Raw genomic sequence first — 23,036 nt, 5'->3', positions numbered from 1 at the left:
CGGGCGCCCCGTCAGCCTGCGTCGAGCACCTGGGCCACGAGGTCCGGGTTGTCGCTGAAGATCCCGTCCACTCCTGCGTCGAGGAAGGCGCGAGCCTCGGCCGCGAGGTCGCCGGGGGCGTTGGGGTCGGTGCCGATCCGGAAGTTCGTCGCCATGAACTGGTTCTCACGGCGCAGCGTCCAGACGTGGACGATCAGGCCCTGCTCGTGGGCGTCGCCGACCACGGCGCTCGGCACGGTGGTCGCTCCCCCGGTGCGCGGGAGGACGCGGTCCTTGTTCACGCCGACACCCTCGGCGTAGGTCGCGATCCAGGCCAGGCCGGCCGGGGTGAGCAGGTCGGTGTAGGTGCGGGGGTCACCGGCGGCGGTGAAGTCGTAGGGCTTGCCGCTGGCGTCCACCAGCTGTGCGAGCGGTACGTCGACCATGGTGTCGAGGTCGCGGAGGTTGGCGGTCTCGAAGGACTGGATGATCACCGGGTCGTCGGCGTCGTCCCAGTGCCGCTTCTCGAGCGCCGCGACGAGCGGCTCCTCGAGCGACAGGCCGATCGAGTCGAAGTAGGTCGGGTGCTTGGTCTCGGGGTAGATGCCCACGCCCTCGCGGCGGGCCAGCTTGATGACCTCGTCGAGGGTGGGGATGCGCTCCTGGCCGTCGTACGCCGTGTTGTCGGGGCGCACCTGCGGCAGCCGCTCCTCGGCGCGCAGCGTGCGGAGCTCCTTGTAGGTGAAGTCCTCGGTGAACCAGCCGGTCACGGACCGGCCGTCGATGGTCTTCGTGGTGCGACGGTCGGCGAACTCGGGGTGGTCGGCGACGTCGGTGGTGCCGCCGATCTCGTTCTCGTGACGGGCGACGAGGACGCCGTCCCTGGTCGAGACGAGGTCGGGCTCGATGTAGTCGGCGCCCTGCTCGATGGCGAGCTCGTAGGCCGCCAGCGTGTGCTCGGGCCGGTAGCCGGAGGCGCCGCGGTGGCCGATCAGGATCGGCTCGACGAGCGAGGGCACCGCAAGGGGTGCCGGAGCGGCGGTGGCCGGCGCCGAGGTCAGGGCGGTGAGGGAGGTGAGGGAGCCAGCGAGGGCGAGGGTGGCGCTCGTGGCGACGAGCGAGGTCCGAGAGGTCATGCCCGAGAGCCCACCGCGCCGCCGCAGCGAGGGGCCGTCGCCCGGATGAACGCGGGATGACGGTTGGAGAACGACAGAGCCGCGCTACCTGTAGCGCGGCTCTGACCATCCTCGGTGGGCGATACTGGGTTCGAATTCTATTGCCCGGGCAGCGGCGATACTGGACAGAAGTGGCCAATAGGGCGCTGACCTGCGGTAATGGGGCTTTGTATCGCCTCTCGACGTGGACGCAAGCGGACACTTTCTGCCATCCTTGTTGCACGTTGTTGCACGCGAGGGGAAATCAGGGATGGCACGCAGGCGCGGTTTCGGAGCTATCCGGAAGCTCCCGTCCGGACGTTGGCAGGCCTCCTATCTCGGCCCCGACACGCTCCGACACAAGGCGCCAGTCACCTTCGAGACGGCTGAGGATGCCGAGGGCTGGCTCACGGACCGACGTCGTGAGATCAACAGTGAGGACTGGACCCCGCCCACGACCAAGCCGCCGATCACGTTCGGGGAGCACGCCGAACGCTGGCTGACGAACCGCACTCTCAAACCCCGCAGCCGCTACCACTACCGAAAGATCCTCGACGCCAAGCTGCTGCCCACCTTCGGCGACATAGCGCTCAAGCACATCACCGCCGACCTCGTCGACGACTGGTACTACCGGCTCGGGGACTCGACCCCGACGTCTCGAGCGCACGCCTATGGGCTGCTGCGGACCATTCTTGGAGACGCCGTGCAGCGTCGTCTCATCACTCACAACCCGTGCCACATCCGCGGTGCCGGAAATGTCAAGCGTGCCAAGCAGATCGAGCCCGCGACTCTGCCCGAACTCGAAGCACTCGCCCAGGCCATGCCGGAGCGCTACCGACTGATGGTGCTGCTCGCCGCCTGGTGTGGCCTCCGGTTCGGGGAGATCACCGAGCTACGCCGACACGACGTCGACCTCACCGGCGGTGTGGTGAAGATCCGTCGCGCAGTGGTGCGAGTCGATGGACAGTTCATTGTCGGCACTCCGAAGTCAGACGCGGGCACACGAGACGTCACGATCCCGCCGCACCTGCTGCCCGCAGTGAAAGCACACTTGGCCGGCAACATCACCGGAGGCCGCGAAGGACTTCTCTTCCCCGCTGCCGGAGACCCGACCAAACACCTGGCACCCGCCACGCTCTACAAGGTCTTCTACAAGGCCCGTGACGAAGCAGGAAGACCCGACCTCCGCTTCCACGACCTCCGCCACACAGGGGCGGTCCTGGCCGCCAGTACAGGCGCCACGCTCGCCGAGCTCATGGCGCGGCTCGGGCACTCCACCGCAGGCGCAGCGCTGCGCTATCAACACGCGGCTCAGAACCGCGACAAGGTCATCGCCGAAGCGCTCTCAGACTTGGTGACGAGGACTCCGTCATGAGGGTGGGCTCTCATGTCGCTGACGCCATGAATGCCGCCAAGATGTAGTTCGGGTGACGATCGAGGTTGTTGCGCGCGCGGTCGTAGCGCATCGTGGTGCGCGGGTCGGCGTGGCGAGCGGCGATCTGGACGTCGCGCAGGTCAACGCCGGCGTCGAGCATCGTGGTCACGAAGGTGTGGCGCAGCATGTGTGGGTGCATCCGAGCGGTGGTGACACCCGCGGACCTGGCTAGGACTCGTAGCCTTCGGGTGGCGGCGTGCCGGTCCATCCGTCGGCCATCTCGGTTGAGGAGGATCGGACCGTCTTGGCGCTCATCGATCGCTCGGTCGATGGCGCGGGCAACAGCCGGTGGCAGCGGGACTTGGGCCGTCTTGTCGCCCTTTCCATGAACGGTGAGCACGCGATGGCCACGAGCTTCGCCAAGCGCCTGGATCTTCGAGCCGGTAGCTTCAAAGATCCTCAAGCCAAGTAGACCGAGCATGGCGACGAGGGCGAAGTCGTTGGGGTTGGCGGAGTCGCGTCCTGCGGTGAGCATGGCCTCGAACTGCAGATGGCTGAGGCCGAGCGTGGGCGACTGTTGCGGCACGTGAGGGCGTCGGACGTACTCGGCCGGTGAGTGCTCGAGCACCTGGTCGATGACGCAGGTTCGATAGAACGTGGCGAGCACGGAAAGGCGCCGGGAGACTGTCGAGGGCTGCAGACGTCGCACTTCTTGAAGCCAGCGTAGATAGAGCTCGATATGACTTCGCTGCGCTTGCAGTGGCATGAGGTCATGTTCGACGCACCAACGCAGGTAGGCGTTGAGGTCGGAGGCGGTGTGGGCGCGGGTGCGTCCCTTGTAGCGGGCTAGGTGGGCGGCGACGGCGAGGCGCAGCATGGGGTCATCAGCGTCGATCAGTACGGGGAGCGTGTCGGTGTCCATACATCTACGACGTGACCGCGCCTGCACGTCCGTCAATAGAAGTGCTCCGCTCCACGTGTTGTCGTGAAGAGCTTCTCTGGATCAACCGGATCTGCCGATGACCGGTTGCGCTGCTTATTGAGAATGGCATGTTGCGACGACACCGCCGCTGTTGCCGTATGGCCCTTGTGGTCACGCTCGTTGTGCCTGGTGGCCTACGGCGCCCGTGGGTTGCTCCTCCTCGTCGGACTCGGCGTCGAGCCGAGCCCGCAACGCCGCCAGGCCGCGTGATGAGTGGCTTTTGACCGTGCCGTCAGAGATGTTCAGTTCGCGGGCTGTCTCGTGCACGTCAAAGCCGAGCCAGTGCCGCAGCACGATGACCTTGCGCTGCATCTCCGGGAGCCGCTGAACGGCCTCGATGAGCGCGTCGCGCTCGTCAACGGGCAACCCAGCCAGCGCGGCTGGGTCACCGGCTGCATCGAGGCGCGCCGTGCGAACACGACGGCCCCGCAGGCGGTGGTTATCGACGTTTGCTCGCATCAAGATGGTGCGCACGTAGGCCTCGGGGTTCCCGTCAGAGGAGATGCGTGGCCACGCCGTGTAGAGCCTTGTCAACGCGACTTGAAGCAGGTCGTCGGCGTCGTGCCAGTTGCCACACAGGGCGTATGCGATGCGTCGGAGGTGGTCCTGTCTGGACAGGACGAATGCCGAGTAGGCCGCTTCGCGTTCTGCTCGCCTCATGAGGTTGCCGGAGCGCCCGGGTAGTCGATGCCTGGTACGGCTTCTCCGCAACCCTGGTGCTCGGACTCTGCCAAGTAGGTGATGTCGACGTCCTCACCAGGAAGCATCCGAGCGACCACGCACAACAGCGCCCCGTCAACGTCGATCGTGCCAACTGCGCTGGGCACATCAGCGGGTGCCTGGTCGATCCTCGCCGGAGTGGATTGCTCCACGACGGTGGCCCCATTCTGAGCCGTCAGACCGCCGTCGCTGTCCAGCGTGACCCAGTCGCCGTCGGATGAGCCGTCGCTGAACATCTGCGCCGTGTTCAGAACCGTGAGTTCATGCACCCACTGCCCAAAGTTCCGGGACGAGGTCGCCTCTATGTCGGATCCCCAGCCCGACCGCCCGCGGACGACGGCTGCCATGACCCACCTGCGCTCGCCCCTGTAGTCCACCACGGCGGCCGCAGACGTGACGTCCTTGTGAGGGACCGGGTTCTCGACCTGTCGCACGATGGTGACACCGTCGGCCACCTCAAGCGCGGCGGTGTCGAGGTCGTAGCGGAACAGGGCGGTCGGAGGGGACGGCGTGCTCGTGGGCGACTCCGGTGCCCCAGAGTCGCGCTCAACGCTGCCTGCGTCGGACGCGACGATGTCCTTGCCAGAAACCGAGTCGACGCCGGGCTGGACGGCCCAGACGACACCGGCGGCAGTTAGTACGGCGGCCGTTGCCCCGGCGGCGAGGCTTGCCCTGCGTCGTGCGCTGGCACGGCGGCCAACGGCCAGCCTGTCCTCGATCGCCCGATGCTCAGGACCACCCGACGTGGCCTTCTCGAAACGGTCCATGAGGTCCATCGCTGCTCCTGAGTTCGTACCGATGCTGTCACACACAAATACGCAGAAGAGGCGGATCGGTTGTCATCAAGTCCCGACTGAGGTACCGGCTCCAGGACCGGAACCCCGTCCCGAAACAACGGCGCCACATCTAGTCCCCGCATGTCGATGGTCTCTCGGGGCGCCCGTATTTGCCGCGTTGAGGGCGGCTACGCTCGCCCGGATCTGCCGCGAGTTGTGCGGGGGTCTGCCGAGATCCGGGCGCAGAGAGTTGCGCGCACGGCTTGCTGTCAGGAGGTACGCGACGCAGTGCGCTGCCTGCGGACGAGCCTACGCAGCCCGACAATCAGAACGCCGAGGCCGAGCGCGATGGGTCCGAAGAAGAGCAGGTAACCCAGCGGACCAGCCTGCTCGTCGACCGGTAGCCACGCAGGAAGCACTCCCTTGTTGACCTGGGGAGGGATAGCGGACAACGAAGGGCCGCTCAGTTGTCGGGTCGCGGTACACGAGTTGTCGGAGTACGGCGACTCATCGTTGAGCGGGTGGAACTCGTACCTACCGCCCAACGCATAGCGACGATCCACTGAAGTAAAAGCGTTGTCGGACCTACCTGTCGTTCCCAGAACAGTGACGGTCGCACCACCATCTGTCACAACCTGCACTACTCGATCACCTTGGCTGGTTGCGATGACCGTTCCCAGAAACGCATATGGCGATGGGCCAGGGGCAGTCGCGCACGATGCGGCGGCCGGGGGCGCACCAAGCATGCTGAGCGTCCAAGCGCACAACAGCAAAGCCGCCACCCGATAGGGGTACATGTCGGCGAGTCTCACACGACTTCGACTCGCGACGTAGGGAAAACGTTCCAGCCCCCATCGTCCGGATCTGCCGCGATGCGCGAGGGCTGCCGCGATCAGGTCGCCTTCTGAGCACCGTCGGCGGCCGGCGCTGCCGGGGCGAAGCCTTCGGCGGCGAGCCAGGCTCGGGCGCGTCCCCGCCGCCGTTCCGCGGAGTACACGTACCAGCGATCTTGAAGGCCGGGCCAGCGTGACAGCTCGTCTCTGAAACGGCGGAACGAGCCCCGGCCCTTCAACGTCCGCGCCAGTCGGTCGGCGAGGTCTGGTTCGGCGACCCCGCCGACGAACAACTCCATATCGCGATAGCCAGCGCGTGAGCCTTCGCTGACGACCCACAGCCAGCGTTCGCCGTCGTCGAGGTCCTCACCTTCCCCTTCCTCCTCGCTCTCGAGCCCGTACTCAAACACCGCCTCGGGCCACACCTCGCCGGTGTGAAGATCAATTCGGCCGCCTCCCGCGACCGCATCTCCCTCGAGCACATCAACGAGTTCGTCGAGATCGACCGGCAGGCTCCTCAACAACGGGGCCGGCCCAGCCCCCAGTCTCGCCGTCAACGCGGCAACCAGATCCTCATCGCCCTCCCAGTCCCTCTCGCGCAAATCGGTCACGCACCGCTCAGCCAGCTCGCGCGCTCCACCGACGTTCTGAGCCAGCGCCGCGAGGAGCCCATCACCGATCAACTCGAGCGCGTGACCTGGCCAGGGACCCGCGCGGAGCAGCGACACCAGCGCCTCTCCATCCGCCGTGAACACGGCAGCGCGAAACTCTCGTAGCCGCTCTCGCTGGGACATGACGGCATTCTTCTCATCGCTGCCGTCCCGCGCACTACTCGCGGCAGATCCGTGCGTTTGAGCGAAGGGCTGCTTGCTTCGGTTGGACCACACCCTGTTGGCTCGACGAGTTACTTAGCGAGATCGCGAACGATGGCTTCGCGTTCCGCTGGGAGCACTGTGTCGGCGACGTACACGCTGTACATGGAGTTGCTGACGGAGGCCGCGAGGACGGCGGCGGGGGAATAGCCGCGCACGACGCTCACGCGGACCTTGGATGGCCCTCGGGTGAAGCGAGGACCTTCGCCGGTCACGTCGAGACACTCAGCCTCCCGAGCCCTCCCGATCTTCTCGCCAACCTGGTTGGTGTAGCCCAGCCCTTGATAGACGACTCCTTTGAACCGGAGCAACGGCGTGCATTCGGACGGGAGCGCACGAGCAGTCTGGGTCGCCGTCGCCCCGCTCTCTGAAGAGCCGTCGACGTGTCCCGAGTCCCGCTGGCTGGTGCAGCCTGCCGATGCCACGCATACGAGAACTGCACACAGTGCGATTCGAAAGGGCATGACACCTCGCTTCGGCAGTAAGACGGTAGGACGAACGGTGGCGTCTTATGGCTCCCGAGGACTGACACTAGCCAACGGGTACGCGCTCATCGGCAGATCCGGTAACACAATCGTGTCGATGGGCGGCGGACGCATCAGCTTCCGGCCGGCGAACCGGGTGCCGGGTTGGGTTTAGGTCGGTTGCTCACCGATACAGCCGGACGCCGCCAAAACGGTCCGGAGGAGCGCCCGCATCGTCGCGCCAAGTTGGCCGACGAGGCCAAGGTCGATGACGCTACGACGGCCACGCCGATCCAGCCACACCACCCGAAGTCGTCGGCGCCTCCTGCAGCGCGACAGCTCGATTGACGTTCAGTGACGGACCCGGATTCCGCACCGCCGCACCCACTCGAAAGCCTTCAAAACCGAGCGGCACGCATGCTACGAAGGTCCGTAGATCGGTCCGCCCCTCGGGGCGGACCGAGCGTCATTTCAAGGCTAGGTGACGAGTAGTGACGGGCGGTGACGAGGCGATGCGCGGTGGGGTGAAGTTCTACCGCGGCGCAGCGTCCGCCGCGCGCTCGTACATGGAGACGGACCGCTCGCGTGTCGACGACTACTACCTCGCCGAGGGCACCGGGGTGGCCGAGCGATACGTCGCCAGAGGTCTCCCAGCGGGGGGACGCGGTGTTCTGGCAGTCCAGCAGGGGGGGACGCTGGACGGGGACGCCTACGAGCGGTGGGTCGCCGGCCACGACGCCGACACTGGGACGCCGAGGGGTCGTCTGCGTGACGACCCCCGTGCGTTGCGGTTCGTCGAGGTCGTGGTGAACGGGCCGAAGTCCTGGTCGCTCGCCGCCGCACTTCACCCCGATGTCGCGACGGCCTATGACGCGGCGATGGATCGGGCCGCTGGTGAGGTGATCGGGTGGGTGGCCGCGCACGCCACCACGCGGGTCGGCCCGCGCGGCCGGCAGGTGCAGGTCCCGGTGGAGAAGCTCGAGGCGGCTGTCGTGCGTCACTACACGTCGCGGGCGGGTGACCCGCATCGCCACCTCCACCTGCAGTTCAACGCGCGCGTGTTCGCGCGCGGTGCGTGGCGTGGGCTGCACTCGGTCGGTGTCGTCGACAGCATCGAGGCGCTCAACGGGATCGGGCACGCGGCCGTGATGTGCGACCCCGAGTTCCGGGGGGCCCTTGCCGCGCGTGGCTACACGCTCGATGAGGCCGGCGAGATCGAGCAGCTCGCGTCGTACGCGGGAGGGTTCAGCCAGCGCGCCGCGCAGATCAACGGCAACGTCGACCGGTACGAGGCCGACTGGAGAGCCGAGCATCCCGGCCAGGAGCCCGGCCCGCAACTGCGGCGTACTTGGGACCGACGTGCGTGGGCGGACGCGCGGCCCGACAAGGTCGTGCCCTGCAGCGGCGCCGGCCTCGTCGTTGCGTGGAACGACGAGCTGCGTGCTCTCGGCTTCGCCCCGCCGACCCCACCAACCCACTTGGCGACAGAGCCGGGCCTCCAGATCGGACGACTCAACAGGGACGTCGCCGCTGACCTCGTGCTGACCCGGCTCGGCGCCAAGCGGTCGGCGTGGAACGCAGCCGACATCCGTGGCGAGGCCGAACGGCTGATCGCCTCCGTCGGGGTCGTGGCCGAACGAGGCGTCCGGCACGAGCTGGTCGAAGACATCGCCGAGCGTGCGCGGACCCGGTGCGTGCCATTGCTGGACCGAGGTGACGTCCCCGAGCACGTCCGCAGCCTGACGTCCGACCGGGTCCTCGCCGTCGAAGCGGACCTGCTTCAGAGCATCGCCGCCCGCGCGGAACGACCGGGGACCGAGGGGGTCCGACTCCGCAGCATCGACCACCTCGACCCTGCACAGCGGCGTGTGGTCGCGGCGCTGGCCGGCGATGCTGGTCTGCTGGTGATCGAAGGCGCTGCCGGCACCGGCAAGACCACGACCTTGGCCTCCGCACGCGACGTACTCGACGACGCCGACCGCCGGCTCGTGGTCGTCACCCCGACCCTCAAGGCCGCCCAAGCGGCACGTCAGCAGGTCGGCGCCGACGCGTTCTCCGCCGCCTGGCTCATCCACCAGCACGGCTATCGCTGGGACGAGGACGGCCATTGGTCGCAGACCGAGGCCGCGCCCGAGGCCCGCGCACGGTTGCTCGCCGGTGACGTCCTCCTTGTCGACGAGGCCGGGATGCTCGACCAGGACACCGCCCGCGCGCTGTTCGCCATCGCCGACCGAGCGCACGCGACGGTCGCGCTCCTCGGCGACCGCTACCAGCTCCCAGCTGTTGGTCGCGGCGGTGTCCTCGACCTCGCCGCACGTTGGGTGTCCCCCGCAGGACACCACGAGCTCGAGGCGGTCCACCGGTTCAGTGATCCCGCGTACGCCGACTTCAGCCTGCTGATGCGCAGTGGTGAGCGCCCTGGTGAGGTCTTCGACGACCTCCTCGAGCGCGGCCAGATCGTCCTGCATGCCAGCGAGGTGGAACGCACCGCAGCCCTAGCCGCCATCGGCGCCGCCCGTGCTGATGGCCGCGCCGGTGATGGTGACCAGCTCGTTATCGCCGACACCCGCGACCAGGTCAGTGCGCTCAACGCAGCCATCCGCGACCGCCGCCACGGCGCGGGCGCGTCACCCGGTGAGCAGTCTGGTGAGCGCCCTGGTGAACGGGCTGGTGAACGGGCTGGTGAGCCGATCACGCGTCGTGGCGAGCGGATCGGTCTCGGCGACCGGGTCGCCACCCGACGCAACGACCGCGACCTCGCGGTCGCCAACCGTGACACCTGGATTGTGGCCGGGATCGGGGAGGACGGCAGCCTGCTCGTCACCGGCCGCGCCGGTGAACGCGCGCTGCCCGCCGAGTACGTGCGCGAGCACGTCGAGCTCGCGTTCACCACCACCGTCTACGGAGCCCAGGGCGAGACCGTCGCCTCTGCCCACTTCGCGCTCGGTGAGACGACCGGCGCGGCCTCGGCGTACGTCGCCATGACCCGGGGACGTCACCACAACACCGCCCATCTCGTCGCGGAGTCCGTCGACGACGCTCGCAGCCAATGGGTCGAGGTCTTCAGCCGCGACCGTGCCGACCTCGGGCCAAGCCACGCCGCGCAGAGGGCCGCGGGCGACCTCGACCGGTACGGACCGAGTGCGCCGGCACGTCCCACTGGCGTGCAGGCCGCGGCCTTACGAGACGTTGCTCGGCGCCGGCCCGAGCCGATCCCGGCACCTCCAAAGACTTCGCGCGGGATCGGTCGGTGACCAAGCTCCTGCCTCCAGATGATCGCTCGGAGGACCCAACGCGACCTAGGAGACCAGGGAGAAGCCGATCTCGACAGGAATGGCCAACTGATGTCCGCCCGCCGAGCGCGCTGTTGCTTCTCCGGGCAGGTCGCTGAATCGGTCGGCGGCCACGGCGAGAGGAAACGTGATGGTGACACCCATCGGCATCCCGGACGACTGGGACGACAACAACCTGATCCTGTTCGAGGAGTTCTGCGACCTCATCCGCACACCCCAGCGCACCGCCCGCGACTGGCGCCAGCGCGGCGTCGGCCCGCGCTGGACCCGCTTCCAAGGCATCGGCCGCCTCTACATCACCGTCGCCGCGGCCCGCCGCTTCCTTGCCTGCGCCACCGACCCGCGCGCGGAGGGGCGATCCGATGACTGAGCGACGCGTCATCCCGGTCTACCTCAGCCTCGAGGAGGCGGCCGAGGCCATGTCGGTCTCGGTGAAGACGATCCGGCGCTGGATCGCTGCCGGCACCCTCCCGGCGTACCGCTGTGGCAAGCGGGCCATCCGGATCAAGCTCGAGGACCTGGAAGCCGCGCCTCGGCAGATCCCATCAGCGCGATGCTGAGGGCGGGAAAGCGGTTCTGATCGTGACGAGCGGTGACCGAACCAACGCGCAACGACCAACACCTGGGGCCGTTGTGGCCGGAACCAGCGGTGAGTTTGTTGCACGTATGTTGCACGTGACATGGAAAGAGGCCCTCGAAAGGGCCTCTGACCTGGGGTTTCTCGGGTGGGCGATACTGGGTTCGAACCAGTGACCTCTTCGGTGTGAACGAAGCGCGCTACCACTGCGCCAATCGCCCGGGACGCGGGAACGATATCCCATGCTCGGAGCGGGTCGACAATCCGGGTGGGACTGTCAGTCGTCGCTGGAGACCTTGTCCGTCTTGCGGTCCTTGATCTGCCGGCGCAGGTCGTCGGCAGCGTCGGGGTCACCGTGGAAGCGGTGGTAGCTGTAGACGATGAGCCCGATCGCGATGAACGCGGACGCGACCTGGGTGACGCCGGTCCAGATGCCGCCCGGGAGCCACCACGTCTCGGAGACCGGCCACCAGGCGGGCGCCGGCGGCTTCATGATCCACAGCACGCCGAAGCCGGCGAGCGCGACGGCACCCAGGCACGAGGCGACGATGCGTGGGACGGTCTCGACGCCCTCGGCCGCGCCGAGCATCGCGCGCAGCCGGACGGGCTCGACGCGCTTCTCGGCCCAGTCGTACTGCTGGGACAGCAGCGCGAGCCCGGCGAAGATCCCGAGCAGCCCGGGACCCGGCAGGAAGATCGCCGCGATCCCGAGGAGCAGCAGGACCCAACCGAGGGTCTCGAGAACGATCCGCTTGGCTGCCCCCGTCATGGGTAGAAACCTACCCGGCCGCCCCAGCCCGATATGGTCCAAGGAAACACGAACGTTTCTCCAAGTTCGTCATGAGTGATCCTCAAGAACAGGTCTGGACCGGTCCGGGTCATTTTTGCGGGTTTCGCATCACGGGACGGCGCAGATGCCGTCTCATGAGCACCGAGCCCGGGAACCGCGTACGGGCACCTTCCTCAAGGAGCAGCGATGAACATGTCTGGTGGCGGTCACACGCTGGCCGATGTGACGTGCGACATGACCGTGGAGTGCACGGACGAGCGCGGCATCCGACACGAGATCGCGACGGTGCTCGGCTACCGCAGCACCGACCCCTTCGCCGTGGCCATGACGTTCGTGACGCCCGAGGGCGACCTCGTGTGGACCTTCGGCCGCGACCTGCTCATCCGCGGCGTGGCGGGCCCAGCCGGCGACGGCGACGTGCACGTCTCCCCGGCACTCAGCCTCACCGGGCGCGCGATGGTCAGCATCGAGCTCAGCTCACCCGACGGTCACCTCGTGCTGCACGCCAGTGCCGCCGACGTCCAGGACTTCCTCGCGCGTTCCGCCGCGGTCGTCGCGCCGGGCACCGAGTCGGACTTCTTCGACGTGGACATGCTGATCAATCAGGTTCTGGCCTGACCCGTGGCCTGATCCGGCTACACCTGCGAGTGCTGGGCGATCCAGCTCGCGTGCAGTCCCGCGTAGACGCTGCCCTCCTGGGTCACCAGGACCGAGTGCGGCCCGCGCTGCACGACACGTCCCTTGTCGACGACGATGACCTCGTCGGCCCCCTCGGCCGTCGAGAGCCGGTGCGCGATCGTCACCGATGTACGCGACTGCATCAGGCGCTCGAGCGCCCGCCCGATCTGCATCTCCAGCGCAGGGTCCACCGCGCTGGTCGCCTCGTCGAGCACGAGCAGGTCGGGGTCGGCGAGGTGGGCGCGCAGCAGCGCCACGAGCTGCCGCTCCCCCGCTGAGAGCGACTCCCCCCGCTGACCGACCTGCGTGTGCAGACCGCGCGGCAGGGCGTCGAGCCACTCGTCGACGCCGAGCTGGACCGCCGACTCACGGATCTCGCCCTCGGTCGCCTCGAGGCGGCCGTAGCGGACGTTGGCTGCGATGGTGTCGTCGAAGAGGAAGCCCTCCTGCGGCACCAGCACCACGCTGCGCCGCAGCGAGCGCGGCTCGATGCGGCGTACGTCGACCCCGTCGAGGAGCACCGCTCCGTCGACCGGGTCCATCAGGCGGGTGAGCAGCTTGGCGAAGGTCGACTTGCCCGAGCCGGTCTCGCCCACGATCGCGACGCGGGTGCCGGCCTCGATCGCGAGGTCGACCTCGCGCAGCACCGGCGGGCCGTCGGGGTAGGAGAACGTCACGTCGGCGAACCGGACGTCGATCGGGCCGCGCGGCAGCACCTCGCCGTCGGGGCCGGGGTCGACCAGGTCGGCCGGGGTCTCGAGGATCCCGAGCACGCGGCGCCAGCTGGAGATGGCGTTCTGGGCGTCGGTGAGGATCTGCGTGCCCATCTGCACGGGGCCGACGAACAGCGTCACGAGGAACGCGAACGCCAGGACCTTGCCGGGCGTCATGTCGCCGGTGAAGCCGAGCAGCACGCCGATGATGAGGACGCCGGCGTTGGCCAGGCCGGCCGACAGGCCGCCGAGCGAGAACGAGGTGACCGTGTAGGTCTGGGCGTGCGTGTAGGCGTTCTGCCAGTCCTGGATCGCGGTGTCGATGCGCGCCTGGGTGCGGTCCTCGACGCCGTAGGACCGGACGACAGCCGCGCCGACGACGGGCTCGGAGATGGCGCCGAGCAGCACGCCCACCTGGTGGCGTACGACGGTGTAGGCGGCCGACAGCTTCTTCTGGAACCAGCGGATCGACAGGAAGAGCGGCAGGAAGGCGAGCCACACGACGGCCGCCAGCTCCCAGCTGTAGACGATCATCAGCACGGTCGCGACCAGCATCTGCCCGATGCTGACCACGAAGATCAGGCCGCCGAAGACGAGGAACTGGCTGACCTGGTCGACGTCGGTCGTGACGCGGGAGACGAGCGCACCGCGGCGCTCGGTGTTCTGGGTGAGCAGCGGCAGGTCGTGCACGTGTCGGAACGCCTTGGTGCGCAGCGTGGCGAGGCCGTGCTCGGAGGTGGTGAAGAGCCGCCTCGTCATGGCGTAGGACGCCCAGCTGGTGAGGCCGATCGCGACGGCCGCCAGCACGCCCATCCACGCGACGTAGTCGAGGCGCGGGCCGCCCGGGGCGTTGAGGCCGCGGTCGAGCGTCTGCTGCACGGCGATCGGGACGACGATCTGCCCGCACGAGGCGATGATCGCGTACACGAGCGTGAGGCCGAGGCCCTCGCGGAGCTCGGGCGAGTACTTCATGCCGAGGCGGATCGTCGCGATCGCGCCGATCTCCTCGCCGGAGTCCATCTTGGTGCCGGAGGCCGCGGTCGGGGCCGTGGTGCTCATGCGTTGTCCCTTCCGGCGTCGACCGAGGTGCCCTCGGGCTCGACCTCGTAGGCGTTGACCAGGTGGGCGTAGGACGGGCTGGACTCCAGCAGCTCGGCGTGGGTGCCGCGCCCGACGATGCGGCCGGCCTCGAGGTGGGCGACCTCGTCGGCGAGCGAGATAGTGGCCTTGCGGTAGGCCACGACGAGCAGCGAGGCCGCGGCGCCGTGGACGTCGTCGCGCAGCGAGGCGAGGATCCGCGCCTCCACCTCGGGGTCGACGGCGGAGGTGGCGTCGTCGAGGATCAGCAGGCGCGGACGGCGTACGAGCGCGCGGGCGAGCGACAACCGCTGGCGCTGGCCGCCGGAGAGCGACGTGCCGCGCTCCCCCAGCTTGGTGTCGAGCCCGTCGGGGAGGGCCGCGACGAAGCCGTCGGCCTGCGAGGTCCGCAGCGCGCTCCAGACCTCCTCGTCGGGGACGTCCGCACCGAGGGTGACGTTGCCGCGGACGGTGTCGTCGAACATGAACGCGGTCTGGGGCACCAGCGCGACGTCGCGCGGCAGCTCGCCCTTGCGCAGGGTGCGCAGGTCGCGGCCGTCGAGCCGGATCGCGCCCGCGTCCGGGTCCACGAGCCGGCTCAGCAGGCTGGTGAGCGTGCTCTTGCCCGACGCGGTGGCACCCACGAGCGCGACGGTGCGACCGGGCCGGACCTCGAGGTCGAGGCCGCGCAGCAGCGGGTTGTCGGGGTCGTAGGAGTAGTGGAGGTCCTCGACCTGCAGCAGCGCACCCGCTTCGGTGCGGGGCAGCTCGTCGGGGCCGTAGGGCATGGCGCCGGTGGCGTCGAGGACCGCCTTGGCGCGGCGGTAGCCGACGACCGAGCGCGGGAACTCGCCGAGGAGCCAGCCGATGGCCCGGATCGGGAAGGAGACGATGGTGAGGAGGTAGGCGACCGTGACCACGTCGCCGGCGGTCGTGGCACCGGTGGTGACGCGGGAGACCCCGACCGCGAGGACGACGAGGACCCCGAGGCCGGGCAGGCTGGCGAGCGCGGGGTCGAAGATCGCGCGGATGCGGCCGGCGCGGATGTTGACGTCGCGCAGCTCCTGCGCCTTGGCGCGGAAACGGTCCGTCTCCTCCGTCTCGCGGCCGAGGGTCTTGACGACCATCGCGCCGTCGAAGGACTCGTGCGCGATCTCGCTGACCTCGGCGCGCAGCCCCTGCGCCCGCGTCATCAAGGGCGAGGCGTAGCGCTGGTAGAGCAGGTTGGCGACGACCACGGCCGGGAAGACCAGCAGCCCGACGATGGCCATCACCACGTCGGCGATGAACATCTGCACGACCGCGACGACCATCATCACGACGGTGCCGAGCGCCATCGGCAGCGGCATGATCGGAGACCAAGCCGCCTCGACGTCGGAGTAGGCGTTGGAGAGGAGCTGGCCGGTGGGGTGGCGCTGGTGCCACTCCATCGGAAGGGCGAGGTACTGCCGGGTGACGCCACGCCGCGTGTGTGACTGCATCCGGTAGTACATGATCCCGCCGCCGAGGCGGCGCGCGACGATGCCGATCGCGCGCAGGATCGCCACCGACATGAACAGCACGAAGACCCAGACCAGCAGGTCGGTGCCGATCTCGCCGGTCTCGAACGCGGGGATCAGGACGTGCTGGGTGGACCAGCCGAGCACCCACGCGTCGGCGACCGTGAGGACGCCGAACAGCACGGCGCCGAGCGTCGCAATGGTGAAGACGGTGGGCTCACGCTTGACTCCGACCCACAGGACGCGGAACCCGTCGGCAGTGGTGGTGCCCTTCGGGTCCGCTTCTTCTGTCACCCAGCGAGGCTATGCCCTGCCACCAACAGCGGCCCAATCAGTCGGTGCTCACGCCCTGATCCGGGAGAGGAAGGTTCGCGTCCGCTCCTCGCGGGGGTCGCCGAGGACCTGCTCGGGGGTCCCGCGCTCGTGGATCCGGCCGTCGTGGAGGAAGCAGACCTGGTCGGCCACGTCGCGAGCGAAGCCCATCTCATGGGTGTTGAGGAGCATCGTGACGCCCTCGCCCTTGAGCTCGGTGAGCAGGTCGAGGACCTCGCCGACGAGCTCGGGGTCGAGCGCGCTGGTGACCTCGTCGAGCAGCATCAGACGGGGGTTGGCCACGAGGGCCCGCGCGATCGCGACCCGCTGCTGCTGGCCGCCGGACAGGTCGTCGGGCCGGGCCTGCGCCTTCTCGGCCAGGCCCACCCGGTCCAGCATGGCGAGCCCGCGCGACCTGGCCTCCTCGGCGGCGACGCCGTGCACGAGGCGCAGCGCGAGGGTGACGTTGCCGATGACGTCGAGGTGGGGGAAGAGGTTGTAGGCCTGGAAGACCATCCCCATCCGCGAGCGCACCTCGTCGCCGTCGACCCGCGGGTCGGTGATGTCGCGGCTGTCGAAGGTGATGACCCCGTCGTCGACGACCTCGAGGAGGTTGACGCAGCGCAGGAGGGTCGACTTCCCCGAGCCGGACGCGCCGATGAGCACGACGCACTGGCCGGGCTCGATGGTCAGGTCGACGTCGCGCAGCACGACGTGGTCACCGAAGCACTTGCGGACGCCGTCGAGTCGCAACAATTCGCTCACAGCACTCCCCCCGCCCCGTGGTAGCCCTTCTTGCGGGCGTAGCGGTCGGTGAGCCGCGCCATCGGGATGGTCAGGCAGCAGAACAGGACGCCCGCGACGACGTACGGCGTGTAGTTGAAGTCGAGCGACGTCTCGATCTGCGCCTTGCGGATCGCGTCTGTCACGCCGAGGACCGCGATCAGGCCGGAGTCCTTCTGGAGCGAGACCAGGTCGTTCATCAGGGGCGGGATCACCCGGCGCCAGGCCTGCGGGAGCACGACGTGGCGCAAGGTCTGACCGTAGGACAGCCCGAGCGACCGGCCCGCCAGCCGCTGGCTGGGGTGCACGGACTCGATGCCGGCGCGGAACACTTCGGCGACGTAGGCCGAGTAGGACAGGACCAGCGCCGAGCAGCCCCAGAACAGCGGCGAGGTCGGCAGTCCCTGGAGGCGCAGCGCGGGGCCGCCGAACCCGAGCAGGAAGATGACCAGCAGCAGCGGGAGGCCGCGGAACACGTCGACGTACGCCGTGCCGAGCAGGCGGAGCGGGAACGCCACCGGGCCGCGCAGGGTGCGCACGATGGCGACGGTGAGGCTCAGCAGCAGGATCAGCACCCAGCAGATCGCCATCACCCGGATGTTGAGCCAGAGCCCCTCGAGCACGGCAGGGAACGACGAGACCGCCTTGTCCCAGCTGAAGTAGGTCTCCTGGACCCGGTCCCAGCCAGGCGAGCTGACGACCCCGCCGCCGACGGCGCCGAGAAGCAGCAGCGTGCTGCCCACCGCGATGACGGCGCTGCGCAGCGTACGACGCCGGCGCCACTCGTCACGGTCGCGCTGGACGTCGGACGGCTGCCAGTCCTGCGTGTCCTCAGTGGCCGCCGGGGCCACCCGGTCGGACATCAGGACAGCTCGGGAGCGCCCTGCTGGGCCAGCCACTCCTGGTTGATCTGGTCGAGGATGCCGTCCTCGCGCAGGGCGTCGACGGCGCCGGAGATGCAGTCGGTCAGGGGGCTGTCCAGGCCGAGCACGGCGCCGAACTGCTCTGGCTCACCGCCAGGGAGGGGCAGCTGGCCGACGATCACACCGTCGTCGAGCTGCACGGCGGTCATGAAGAACGCGGTGGGCAGGTCCACGACGATGCCGTCGATCTGGCCGTTGTTGAGCGCCTGGACGGCCTGGTCGTTGGTGTCGAAGACCGCCGGGTCCTGCGACGGCTGGATCTGGTCGGTGATCGCGGTGTAGCTCGTGGTGCCGACCTGGGCGCCCAGCTTGGCGTCGGCGAGGTCGGCGACGCTGGTGATGCCGTCGATCGAGCTGCCCTTGTTGGTGATGACGGTCTGGACGACGTCGTAGTAGCCGGACGAGAAGTCGACGGCCTTGCGGCGGGCCTCGGTGATGGAGACCTGGTTGACGTCGAAGTCGAAGTCCTTCGGGCCGGGCTGGACGACCTTGTTGAACGGCACCGTCACCCAGGTGACCTGGTCGGAGGTGTAGCCGAGCTGCTCGGCGATGGCGTAGGCCACCGCGGACTCGTAGCCCTGGCCGTTGGTCGGGTCGTTGTCGACGAACCAGGGCTCGTAGGCCGGGTCGTCGGTGGCGATGGTGAGGGTCCCGTCGGCGACCGTCTCCATCGTGTCGGGGGTGCACTCGTCGGCGGCCGGCGCCTCGGACTCCGCCGACGTGTCGGTCTCGGTGGCCGTGTCCGGCTCGGCCTCGTCGGTCGGGGCACAGGCGGTGAGCACGAGCGCCGCGGTCGCGAGCGCAGCGACGGCGAGGGGCCGGGAGGTCTTCAGCATGGCGGAATCCTACGACTCCGCCCAGCGTCAGCGGACGGGATGACCGGCCGTGGACAGACCGGCCTTGACATCGCCGATGCTGAGCGTGCCGAAGTGGAACACGGTCGCCGCGAGCACGGCGTCCGCGCCGGCCTCGACCGCGGGTGGGAAGTGCTCGACCGCACCGGCTCCCCCGCTCGCGATGACCGGGATGCTCACCTCGCGGCGCACGGCCCGGATCAGCTCGAGGTCGAAGCCGTCGGTCGTGCCGTCGGCGTCCATCGCGTTGAGCAGGATCTCGCCGGCGCCGAGCTCAGCCGCCTTCACGGCCCACGCGATCGCGTCGAGCCCGGCGCTCTTGCGGCCGCCGTGGGTGGTGACCTCGAAGCCGCTGTCGGTCCGGTCGGCCCTGCGGGCGTCCACGCTCAGCACGAGCACCTGGTTGCCGAACCGGTCGGCGACCTCGGCGACCAGCTCGGGTCGGTGGATGGCGGCGGTGTTGACCGCGACCTTGTCGGCGCCCGCACGCAGCAGCCGGTCGACGTCGTCGACGCTGCTGACGCCACCGCCGACGGTGAGTGGGATGAAGACCTCCTCGGCGCAGCGGCTGACCACCTCCATGGTGGTCGCGCGGCCCTCGAAGGAGGCGGAGATGTCGAGGAAGGTCAGCTCGTCGGCGCCCTCGGCGTCGTAGAGCCGGGCCAGCTCGACGGGGTCACCGGCGTCGCGGAGCTCCTGGAAGTTCACGCCCTTGACGACGCGCCCGCCGTCGACGTCGAGGCATGGGATGACGCGGATCGCGAGGCTCACTTCTTCGCCTCCCTTGCTGCGAGCGCGATGTCGACGATCTCCGAGCGCGGCTGGCCCTCGAGGTCGGCGAGCGGCACCCACTGCGCATAGTCCGTCGAGCCGTCGACCTCGGTCGTCCCGAGCTCGCCACCGGTGATGGTCGCCTCGAAGACGAACCGCTGCGACCTGAACGGGCCGTCGAAGGTCCGCCCCTGCGCCGTGAAGTGGTGCTCGGCCAGCAGCGCGCCCGGCTCGACGTGGTAGCCGGTCTCCTCGAACACCTCGCGGACCACACCGTCGAGGATGGACTCGTCGTAGTCGATCCCACCGCCGGGCAGGGACCACTCGGGGTCGCTGTGCCCCTCGCCGTTCCACCACGCGAGCAGCGCGCGCTCCTGGTCGTCGACCATCAGGACGTACGCCGCCAGCCGGGTGTGGTACTCGAAGAACTCCATCCTCAGGCGCCCCTGGTGAGGGCGAGGGCGTCCTCGAGCGAGAACCGTCCCTCGTAGAGCGCCGTGCCCGCGATCGCGCCCTCGACGCCCTCGCCGACGAGGCCCATCAGGGCGCGGATGTCGTCGAGGGTGGTGACGCCGCCGCTGGCGACGACGGGCCGGTCGGTCGCCGCGCAGACGTCGCGCAGCAGCTGGAGGTTCGGACCCTGGAGCATGCCGTCCTTGTTGACGTCGGTGACGACGTAGCGCGCACAGCCCTCGCCGTCGAGGCGCGCGAGCGTCTCGTAGAGATCGCCGCCCTCGCGGGTCCAGCCGCGCGCGGCGAGCGTCGTACCCCTGACGTCGAGGCCGACGGCCACGCGGTCGCCGAACGTCGCGATCGCCTGCGCGCACCACTCGGGCTGCTCGAGCGCAGCGGTGCCGATGTTGACCCGGCGACAGCCCGCGGCCATGGCGGCCTCGAGCGACTCGTCGTCGCGGATCCCGCCGCTCATCTCGACCTGGATGTCGAGCGTGCCGACGATCTTCGCCTGCAGCTCGCGGTTGTGCCCGTGCCCGAACGCCGCGTCCAGGTCGACGAGGTGGATCCACTCCGCGCCCGCCTCCTGCCAGCGCAGCGCCGCCTCGATCGGGTCGCCGAAGCGCTTCTCGGACCCGTCCACGCCCTGCACCAGCTGGACGGCCTGACCACCCTTGATGTCGACGGCGGGCAGGAGCTCGAGGTAGGGCTGCTCGGGAGTGCTGGGCATGGGTCGATCCTAGGAGCGGTGCATCCTGACTCCGCGGTCGCGGTGGTCCGGCGAGACAGCGGCCATGATCCACTTCGATCTCTGAGAAGGGGTTGAGGACGATGACGATGGACCGACCGACGCTGTTCCTCATGGTGGGGTTGCCCGCCACGGGGAAGACGACTGCTGCCCGGCTCCTCGAGGTCGAGCACGCCGCGCTCCGTCTCTCCAAGGACGAGTGGATGAAGGCGCTCTACGGCGACGAGAACCCGTCGTCCGGCTCGGACGTGATCGAGGGGCGGCTGGTCGAGATCGGACTGCGTGCCCTGGAGCTGGGCGTCAGCGTGGTCATCGACTTCGGCCTGTGGGGTCGCGACGAGCGCTCGGCGCTCCGTCAGGCCTCGGCCGATCGCGGCGCGCTCGTGGAGCTGCGCTACCTCGCGGCGCCTCGCGACGAGATGAGGAGACGACTCGACCGGCGCTGGCTCGACCAGCCCCACACCACGTGGGAGATCTCCGACGAGGAGCTCGACGGCTGGGTCGACGTGATGCAGGTCCCGACACCCGGAGAGGTCGACGGGAGCGAGCCGGTCGACGAACCACCGGCCGGGTTCGGGACGTGGGACGACTGGCGGGCACACCGCTGGCCGCCCGCGGTCTCGGACTGAGTGCCGGACCGACCGACGGACCGAACGAGGCGGGACGTGCGCCGATCACGCCTGAGGGCGGACGCCGTCACATCGTTCGGTCCGTTGTTCGTCGGTGGGTGCAACGATGAGGGGGTGATCGGCGACCGGTGGGGCGTGAGCGACGCCGAGGTGACGCGCCGCTACGGGTGCGACGACGTCGTACCGAGGCCGACGCTGGAGGCGTGGCGAGGGGTGGGCGTCGAGGCCGACGCTGCCCACGTGTGGGCGCGGGTGCGACAGCTGCGGATCGCGCCGTACTCCTACGACCTGGTCGACAACCTCGGCCGTCGCTCGCCACCCGAGCTGCGCGATGTGGCGGAACCGGCGGTCGGCGACCCGTTCACCCGGGCCGTCGGTCGCGACCAGGGTCGGGTGGTCGCGGCCGACCCGGGGCGCGAGCTCACCGCGCGCATCATGGGCGCCCACCTGTCGTACGCCGTCCTCCCGCAGGACGCGGGCACGACGCGGCTCGTCCTCAAGGTCGTCATGGGCGCGCACCGCTGGCTGGCGCCCGCGGTGTCCGTCGGCGACCTGGTGATGGCCCGCAAGCAGCTGCTCAACCTGAAGCGACTGGCGGAGGCCGACCAGCGCGACTAGCGCCAGACCGGGGCGACCTCGCGCTGGTAGCGGCGGGCGACGACCTTGGTGAGCACCGCGACGACCGGGCCGGGGATGTTGGAGCGGAGGGCCGTACGCTCCCGCACGCCGGCGCCGTCGTCCATCCAGGCCAGCGCGTTGGCGGCGTCGACGATGCTGGCCGGACGGAGCTTCTTGGCGAGCTCCTTGAACTCGGGGTCGTCCTCGAGGTGGCCCATCGGCGCCTCGACGTCGCGCTCCTCGTGGTCGAGGTGGCCGTTGATCACGACCTCGGCGCGGTCGACCTCGTCGGCGGCGGCGGTCGCGTTGGCAGCGGTCGGCGCAGCCACGAGCGACTCCAGGCTCGCGCCGACCGACGCCAGCGCCGTCTTCATCGCGACGTGCTCGGCCTCCATCTCCTCGAGCAACGAGAGCTCGACCCCGCGCGACTGGAGGAACGGCCAGAGCAGCTCGTCCTCGGCCTCGTGGTGGTGGGTCAGCTCGCGCACCAGGTTGCGCCACGCCGTCTGGATCTCGCGAGCACGCCCGGCGTCGCCCTCGCGGAGCCGGCGCAGCGCCTGCCCGGTCCGCGCCACGTCGCGGCGCACGGCCGCATGGATGATCTGGTTCATGCTCAGGGTCCCCGTCATGCCCAGAAATTAACCCTCGGGCAGGTCGGCTGGCGACCCAGTTGCGGCACAGGTCTGCACCACCGTCAGCCGGTCACCCGGCGTCGCAGCAGGTGCCGTACGGCGACGGCCGTGAGCCCGACCGCAGCGAGCACGACGAGCAGCAGCCACGGTCGGCGGCTCCCCCAGAAGGTCTCCACGACGGCGATCCCCACCGTCAGGTAGACCCCCGCCCACAGCAGGGCGCCGACGAACAGGGCGGGCACGTAGCGGCGCAGCGGAATCCGGAGCGTCCCGGCAGCGAGGTTGACCGCGGTCTGGACGCCCACGGTCAGGAAGCACAGCGTCACCGCAGGTGCGCCGAACCGGCGTACGACGTCCTCCCCGCGCCGCAGCCAGGCTGCGTCGAGCTGCCAGCGCTGACCGGCCACGCCCCGCGCCGCGCGCCCGACGGCATAGGTCGCGCCTGCGCGGCCGAACGCGACGACCACGAGGAAGGCGTAGAGCGGGAGGACCGGCCAGTCGGGCACGCGTCCATCCTCCCAGTGCCGACGA

Annotated in this window: 24 protein-coding genes and 1 tRNA gene; 7 read left to right on the top strand and 18 right to left on the bottom strand. The window is 69.4% G+C overall.

All coding sequences use genetic code 11. The annotated features are described in order from the left end of the window. Window positions 1–11: 11 nt before the first annotated feature. Window positions 12–1,115, bottom strand: a complete 1,104-nt coding sequence (locus EUA06_RS02580; protein WP_129473424.1) for a glycerophosphodiester phosphodiesterase — start codon at window positions 1,113–1,115, stop codon at window positions 12–14. A gap of 289 nt (window positions 1,116–1,404) precedes the next feature. On the opposite strand from EUA06_RS02580, the gene EUA06_RS02575 reads away from it, so the two are divergent. Next, window positions 1,405–2,508 (top strand): tyrosine-type recombinase/integrase, encoded by a 1,104-nt coding sequence (locus EUA06_RS02575; RefSeq protein WP_129473423.1) that lies wholly within the window; start codon window positions 1,405–1,407, stop codon window positions 2,506–2,508. Window positions 2,509–2,518: 10 nt separating this feature from the next. Here EUA06_RS02575 and EUA06_RS02570 read toward each other — a convergent pair whose 3' ends face one another. From EUA06_RS02570 to EUA06_RS23340, 5 genes are all read right to left on the bottom strand, one after another. Further along, window positions 2,519–3,430: a tyrosine-type recombinase/integrase gene (locus EUA06_RS02570; RefSeq protein WP_129473422.1), complete on the bottom strand. Its 912-nt coding sequence runs from the start codon at window positions 3,428–3,430 to the stop codon at window positions 2,519–2,521. Window positions 3,431–3,601: 171 nt separating this feature from the next. Next, window positions 3,602–4,150, bottom strand: a complete 549-nt coding sequence (locus EUA06_RS02565) for a SigE family RNA polymerase sigma factor (protein ID WP_129473421.1) — start codon at window positions 4,148–4,150, stop codon at window positions 3,602–3,604. After that, window positions 4,147–4,986 carry a hypothetical protein gene (locus EUA06_RS02560; protein WP_129473420.1) on the bottom strand — a complete coding sequence of 280 codons (840 nt, stop codon included), beginning with the start codon at window positions 4,984–4,986 and terminating at the stop codon, window positions 4,147–4,149. The genes EUA06_RS02565 and EUA06_RS02560 overlap by 4 nt, the downstream gene beginning before the upstream one ends. Window positions 4,987–5,878: 892 nt before the next feature. Beyond that, window positions 5,879–6,613 carry a UPF0158 family protein gene (locus EUA06_RS02555; RefSeq protein WP_129473419.1) on the bottom strand — a complete coding sequence of 245 codons (735 nt, stop codon included), beginning with the start codon at window positions 6,611–6,613 and terminating at the stop codon, window positions 5,879–5,881. A gap of 110 nt (window positions 6,614–6,723) precedes the next feature. Then, window positions 6,724–7,155, bottom strand: coding sequence for a DUF6281 family protein (locus tag EUA06_RS23340; RefSeq protein WP_422879736.1), 432 nt, complete (start codon window positions 7,153–7,155; stop codon window positions 6,724–6,726). Between the two features lie 491 nt (window positions 7,156–7,646). On the opposite strand from EUA06_RS23340, the gene mobF reads away from it, so the two are divergent. The 3 genes from mobF to EUA06_RS02540 all read left to right on the top strand — a co-directional run bounded on the left by mobF (window position 7,647) and on the right by EUA06_RS02540 (window position 11,008). Next, window positions 7,647–10,409 (top strand): MobF family relaxase, encoded by a 2,763-nt coding sequence (gene mobF / locus EUA06_RS02550; protein ID WP_242497925.1) that lies wholly within the window; start codon window positions 7,647–7,649, stop codon window positions 10,407–10,409. A gap of 169 nt (window positions 10,410–10,578) precedes the next feature. After that, entirely contained in the window at window positions 10,579–10,818 is a 240-nt protein-coding gene (locus tag EUA06_RS02545; RefSeq protein WP_129473418.1) for a hypothetical protein, read from the top strand. Continuing rightward, window positions 10,811–11,008, top strand: coding sequence for a helix-turn-helix domain-containing protein (locus EUA06_RS02540; protein ID WP_129473417.1), 198 nt, complete (start codon window positions 10,811–10,813; stop codon window positions 11,006–11,008). The genes EUA06_RS02545 and EUA06_RS02540 overlap by 8 nt, the downstream gene beginning before the upstream one ends. Before the next feature lie 166 nt (window positions 11,009–11,174). Here EUA06_RS02540 and EUA06_RS02535 read toward each other — a convergent pair. Continuing rightward, window positions 11,175–11,246, bottom strand: a tRNA-Val gene (locus tag EUA06_RS02535). Between the two features lie 56 nt (window positions 11,247–11,302). Beyond that, window positions 11,303–11,794 carry a PGPGW domain-containing protein gene (locus EUA06_RS02530; RefSeq protein ID WP_129473416.1) on the bottom strand — a complete coding sequence of 164 codons (492 nt, stop codon included), beginning with the start codon at window positions 11,792–11,794 and terminating at the stop codon, window positions 11,303–11,305. Between the two features lie 207 nt (window positions 11,795–12,001). Here EUA06_RS02530 and EUA06_RS02525 point away from each other — a divergent pair, with 207 nt between their 5' ends. Further along, entirely contained in the window at window positions 12,002–12,433 is a 432-nt protein-coding gene (locus EUA06_RS02525) for an SsgA family sporulation/cell division regulator (protein WP_129473415.1), read from the top strand. A gap of 17 nt (window positions 12,434–12,450) precedes the next feature. Here EUA06_RS02525 and EUA06_RS02520 read toward each other — a convergent pair whose 3' ends face one another. Genes EUA06_RS02520 through priA form a run of 8 tightly spaced genes read right to left on the bottom strand, consistent with a single transcriptional unit; the run spans window position 12,451 to window position 20,608 of the window. Further along, window positions 12,451–14,265 (bottom strand): ABC transporter ATP-binding protein, encoded by a 1,815-nt coding sequence (locus tag EUA06_RS02520; protein ID WP_129473414.1) that lies wholly within the window; start codon window positions 14,263–14,265, stop codon window positions 12,451–12,453. Beyond that, on the bottom strand, window positions 14,262–16,076 hold the full coding sequence (locus EUA06_RS02515; RefSeq protein ID WP_129473413.1) for an ABC transporter ATP-binding protein: 1,815 nt from the start codon (window positions 16,074–16,076) through the stop codon (window positions 14,262–14,264). The genes EUA06_RS02520 and EUA06_RS02515 overlap by 4 nt, the downstream gene beginning before the upstream one ends. A 48-nt stretch (window positions 16,077–16,124) precedes the next feature. Then, entirely contained in the window at window positions 16,125–16,859 is a 735-nt protein-coding gene (locus EUA06_RS02510) for an amino acid ABC transporter ATP-binding protein (RefSeq protein ID WP_129473412.1), read from the bottom strand. Continuing rightward, window positions 16,856–17,740 carry an amino acid ABC transporter permease gene (locus EUA06_RS02505; RefSeq protein WP_129473411.1) on the bottom strand — a complete coding sequence of 295 codons (885 nt, stop codon included), beginning with the start codon at window positions 17,738–17,740 and terminating at the stop codon, window positions 16,856–16,858. The genes EUA06_RS02510 and EUA06_RS02505 overlap by 4 nt, the downstream gene beginning before the upstream one ends. Beyond that, window positions 17,740–18,636 carry an ABC transporter substrate-binding protein gene (locus tag EUA06_RS02500; RefSeq protein ID WP_129473410.1) on the bottom strand — a complete coding sequence of 299 codons (897 nt, stop codon included), beginning with the start codon at window positions 18,634–18,636 and terminating at the stop codon, window positions 17,740–17,742. Before EUA06_RS02500 ends, EUA06_RS02505 begins: the two co-directional genes overlap by 1 nt. Before the next feature lie 27 nt (window positions 18,637–18,663). Beyond that, window positions 18,664–19,425 (bottom strand): imidazole glycerol phosphate synthase subunit HisF, encoded by a 762-nt coding sequence (gene hisF, locus EUA06_RS02495; protein WP_129473409.1) that lies wholly within the window; start codon window positions 19,423–19,425, stop codon window positions 18,664–18,666. After that, entirely contained in the window at window positions 19,422–19,859 is a 438-nt protein-coding gene (locus tag EUA06_RS02490) for an NUDIX hydrolase (RefSeq protein ID WP_129473408.1), read from the bottom strand. The genes hisF and EUA06_RS02490 overlap by 4 nt, the downstream gene beginning before the upstream one ends. A 2-nt stretch (window positions 19,860–19,861) precedes the next feature. Next, the gene (gene priA, locus EUA06_RS02485) at window positions 19,862–20,608 is read right to left on the bottom strand and encodes a bifunctional 1-(5-phosphoribosyl)-5-((5-phosphoribosylamino)methylideneamino)imidazole-4-carboxamide isomerase/phosphoribosylanthranilate isomerase PriA (protein WP_129473407.1); all 747 of its coding nucleotides are present in this window, start codon (window positions 20,606–20,608) and stop codon (window positions 19,862–19,864) included. Window positions 20,609–20,715: 107 nt separating this feature from the next. On the opposite strand from priA, the gene EUA06_RS02480 reads away from it, so the two are divergent. Together EUA06_RS02480 and EUA06_RS02475 are read left to right on the top strand one after the other, a co-directional pair. Next, window positions 20,716–21,255, top strand: a complete 540-nt coding sequence (locus EUA06_RS02480) for a P-loop nucleotide/nucleoside kinase family protein (protein ID WP_207208166.1) — start codon at window positions 20,716–20,718, stop codon at window positions 21,253–21,255. Between the two features lie 114 nt (window positions 21,256–21,369). Next, window positions 21,370–21,873 carry a polyketide cyclase gene (locus tag EUA06_RS02475; RefSeq protein WP_129473405.1) on the top strand — a complete coding sequence of 168 codons (504 nt, stop codon included), beginning with the start codon at window positions 21,370–21,372 and terminating at the stop codon, window positions 21,871–21,873. Here the strand turns inward: EUA06_RS02475 and EUA06_RS02470 are convergent. Further along, window positions 21,870–22,502 carry a hemerythrin domain-containing protein gene (locus tag EUA06_RS02470; RefSeq protein WP_129473404.1) on the bottom strand — a complete coding sequence of 211 codons (633 nt, stop codon included), beginning with the start codon at window positions 22,500–22,502 and terminating at the stop codon, window positions 21,870–21,872. The two genes, EUA06_RS02475 and EUA06_RS02470, sit on opposite strands and share 4 nt — an antisense overlap. Window positions 22,503–22,567: 65 nt before the next feature. Continuing rightward, the gene (locus EUA06_RS02465; RefSeq protein ID WP_129473403.1) at window positions 22,568–23,011 is read right to left on the bottom strand and encodes a DedA family protein; all 444 of its coding nucleotides are present in this window, start codon (window positions 23,009–23,011) and stop codon (window positions 22,568–22,570) included. Between the last annotated feature and the right edge of the window lie 25 nt (window positions 23,012–23,036).

It is taken from the genome of Nocardioides glacieisoli, from assembly GCF_004137245.1.
In the GTDB taxonomy this organism is placed as follows: Bacteria; Actinomycetota; Actinomycetes; order Propionibacteriales; family Nocardioidaceae; genus Nocardioides; species Nocardioides glacieisoli.
This window is presented reverse-complemented; position numbering and strand designations above follow the sequence as displayed.

What these genes read in the sequence shown, in the direction of transcription:
- EUA06_RS02530 (WP_129473416.1), bottom strand. Translation starts at nt 11,794, where the DNA reads ATGACGGGGGCAGCCAAGCGGATCGTTCTCGAGACCCTCGGTTGGGTC.
- EUA06_RS23340 (WP_422879736.1), bottom strand. Translation starts at nt 7,155, where the DNA reads ATGCCCTTTCGAATCGCACTGTGTGCAGTTCTCGTATGCGTGGCATCG.
- EUA06_RS02555 (WP_129473419.1), bottom strand. Translation starts at nt 6,613, where the DNA reads ATGTCCCAGCGAGAGCGGCTACGAGAGTTTCGCGCTGCCGTGTTCACG.
- EUA06_RS02500 (WP_129473410.1), bottom strand. Translation starts at nt 18,636, where the DNA reads ATGCTGAAGACCTCCCGGCCCCTCGCCGTCGCTGCGCTCGCGACCGCG.
- EUA06_RS02505 (WP_129473411.1), bottom strand. Translation starts at nt 17,740, where the DNA reads ATGTCCGACCGGGTGGCCCCGGCGGCCACTGAGGACACGCAGGACTGG.
- EUA06_RS02480 (WP_207208166.1), top strand. Translation starts at nt 20,716, where the DNA reads ATGGACCGACCGACGCTGTTCCTCATGGTGGGGTTGCCCGCCACGGGG.
- EUA06_RS02570 (WP_129473422.1), bottom strand. Translation starts at nt 3,430, where the DNA reads ATGGACACCGACACGCTCCCCGTACTGATCGACGCTGATGACCCCATG.
- EUA06_RS02525 (WP_129473415.1), top strand. Translation starts at nt 12,002, where the DNA reads ATGAACATGTCTGGTGGCGGTCACACGCTGGCCGATGTGACGTGCGAC.
- EUA06_RS02470 (WP_129473404.1), bottom strand. Translation starts at nt 22,502, where the DNA reads ATGACGGGGACCCTGAGCATGAACCAGATCATCCATGCGGCCGTGCGC.
- EUA06_RS02575 (WP_129473423.1), top strand. Translation starts at nt 1,405, where the DNA reads ATGGCACGCAGGCGCGGTTTCGGAGCTATCCGGAAGCTCCCGTCCGGA.
- EUA06_RS02560 (WP_129473420.1), bottom strand. Translation starts at nt 4,986, where the DNA reads ATGGACCTCATGGACCGTTTCGAGAAGGCCACGTCGGGTGGTCCTGAG.
- EUA06_RS02545 (WP_129473418.1), top strand. Translation starts at nt 10,579, where the DNA reads ATGGTGACACCCATCGGCATCCCGGACGACTGGGACGACAACAACCTG.
- EUA06_RS02490 (WP_129473408.1), bottom strand. Translation starts at nt 19,859, where the DNA reads ATGGAGTTCTTCGAGTACCACACCCGGCTGGCGGCGTACGTCCTGATG.
- EUA06_RS02540 (WP_129473417.1), top strand. Translation starts at nt 10,811, where the DNA reads ATGACTGAGCGACGCGTCATCCCGGTCTACCTCAGCCTCGAGGAGGCG.
- EUA06_RS02520 (WP_129473414.1), bottom strand. Translation starts at nt 14,265, where the DNA reads ATGAGCACCACGGCCCCGACCGCGGCCTCCGGCACCAAGATGGACTCC.
- EUA06_RS02580 (WP_129473424.1), bottom strand. Translation starts at nt 1,115, where the DNA reads ATGACCTCTCGGACCTCGCTCGTCGCCACGAGCGCCACCCTCGCCCTC.
- EUA06_RS02565 (WP_129473421.1), bottom strand. Translation starts at nt 4,150, where the DNA reads ATGAGGCGAGCAGAACGCGAAGCGGCCTACTCGGCATTCGTCCTGTCC.
- priA (WP_129473407.1), bottom strand. Translation starts at nt 20,608, where the DNA reads ATGCCCAGCACTCCCGAGCAGCCCTACCTCGAGCTCCTGCCCGCCGTC.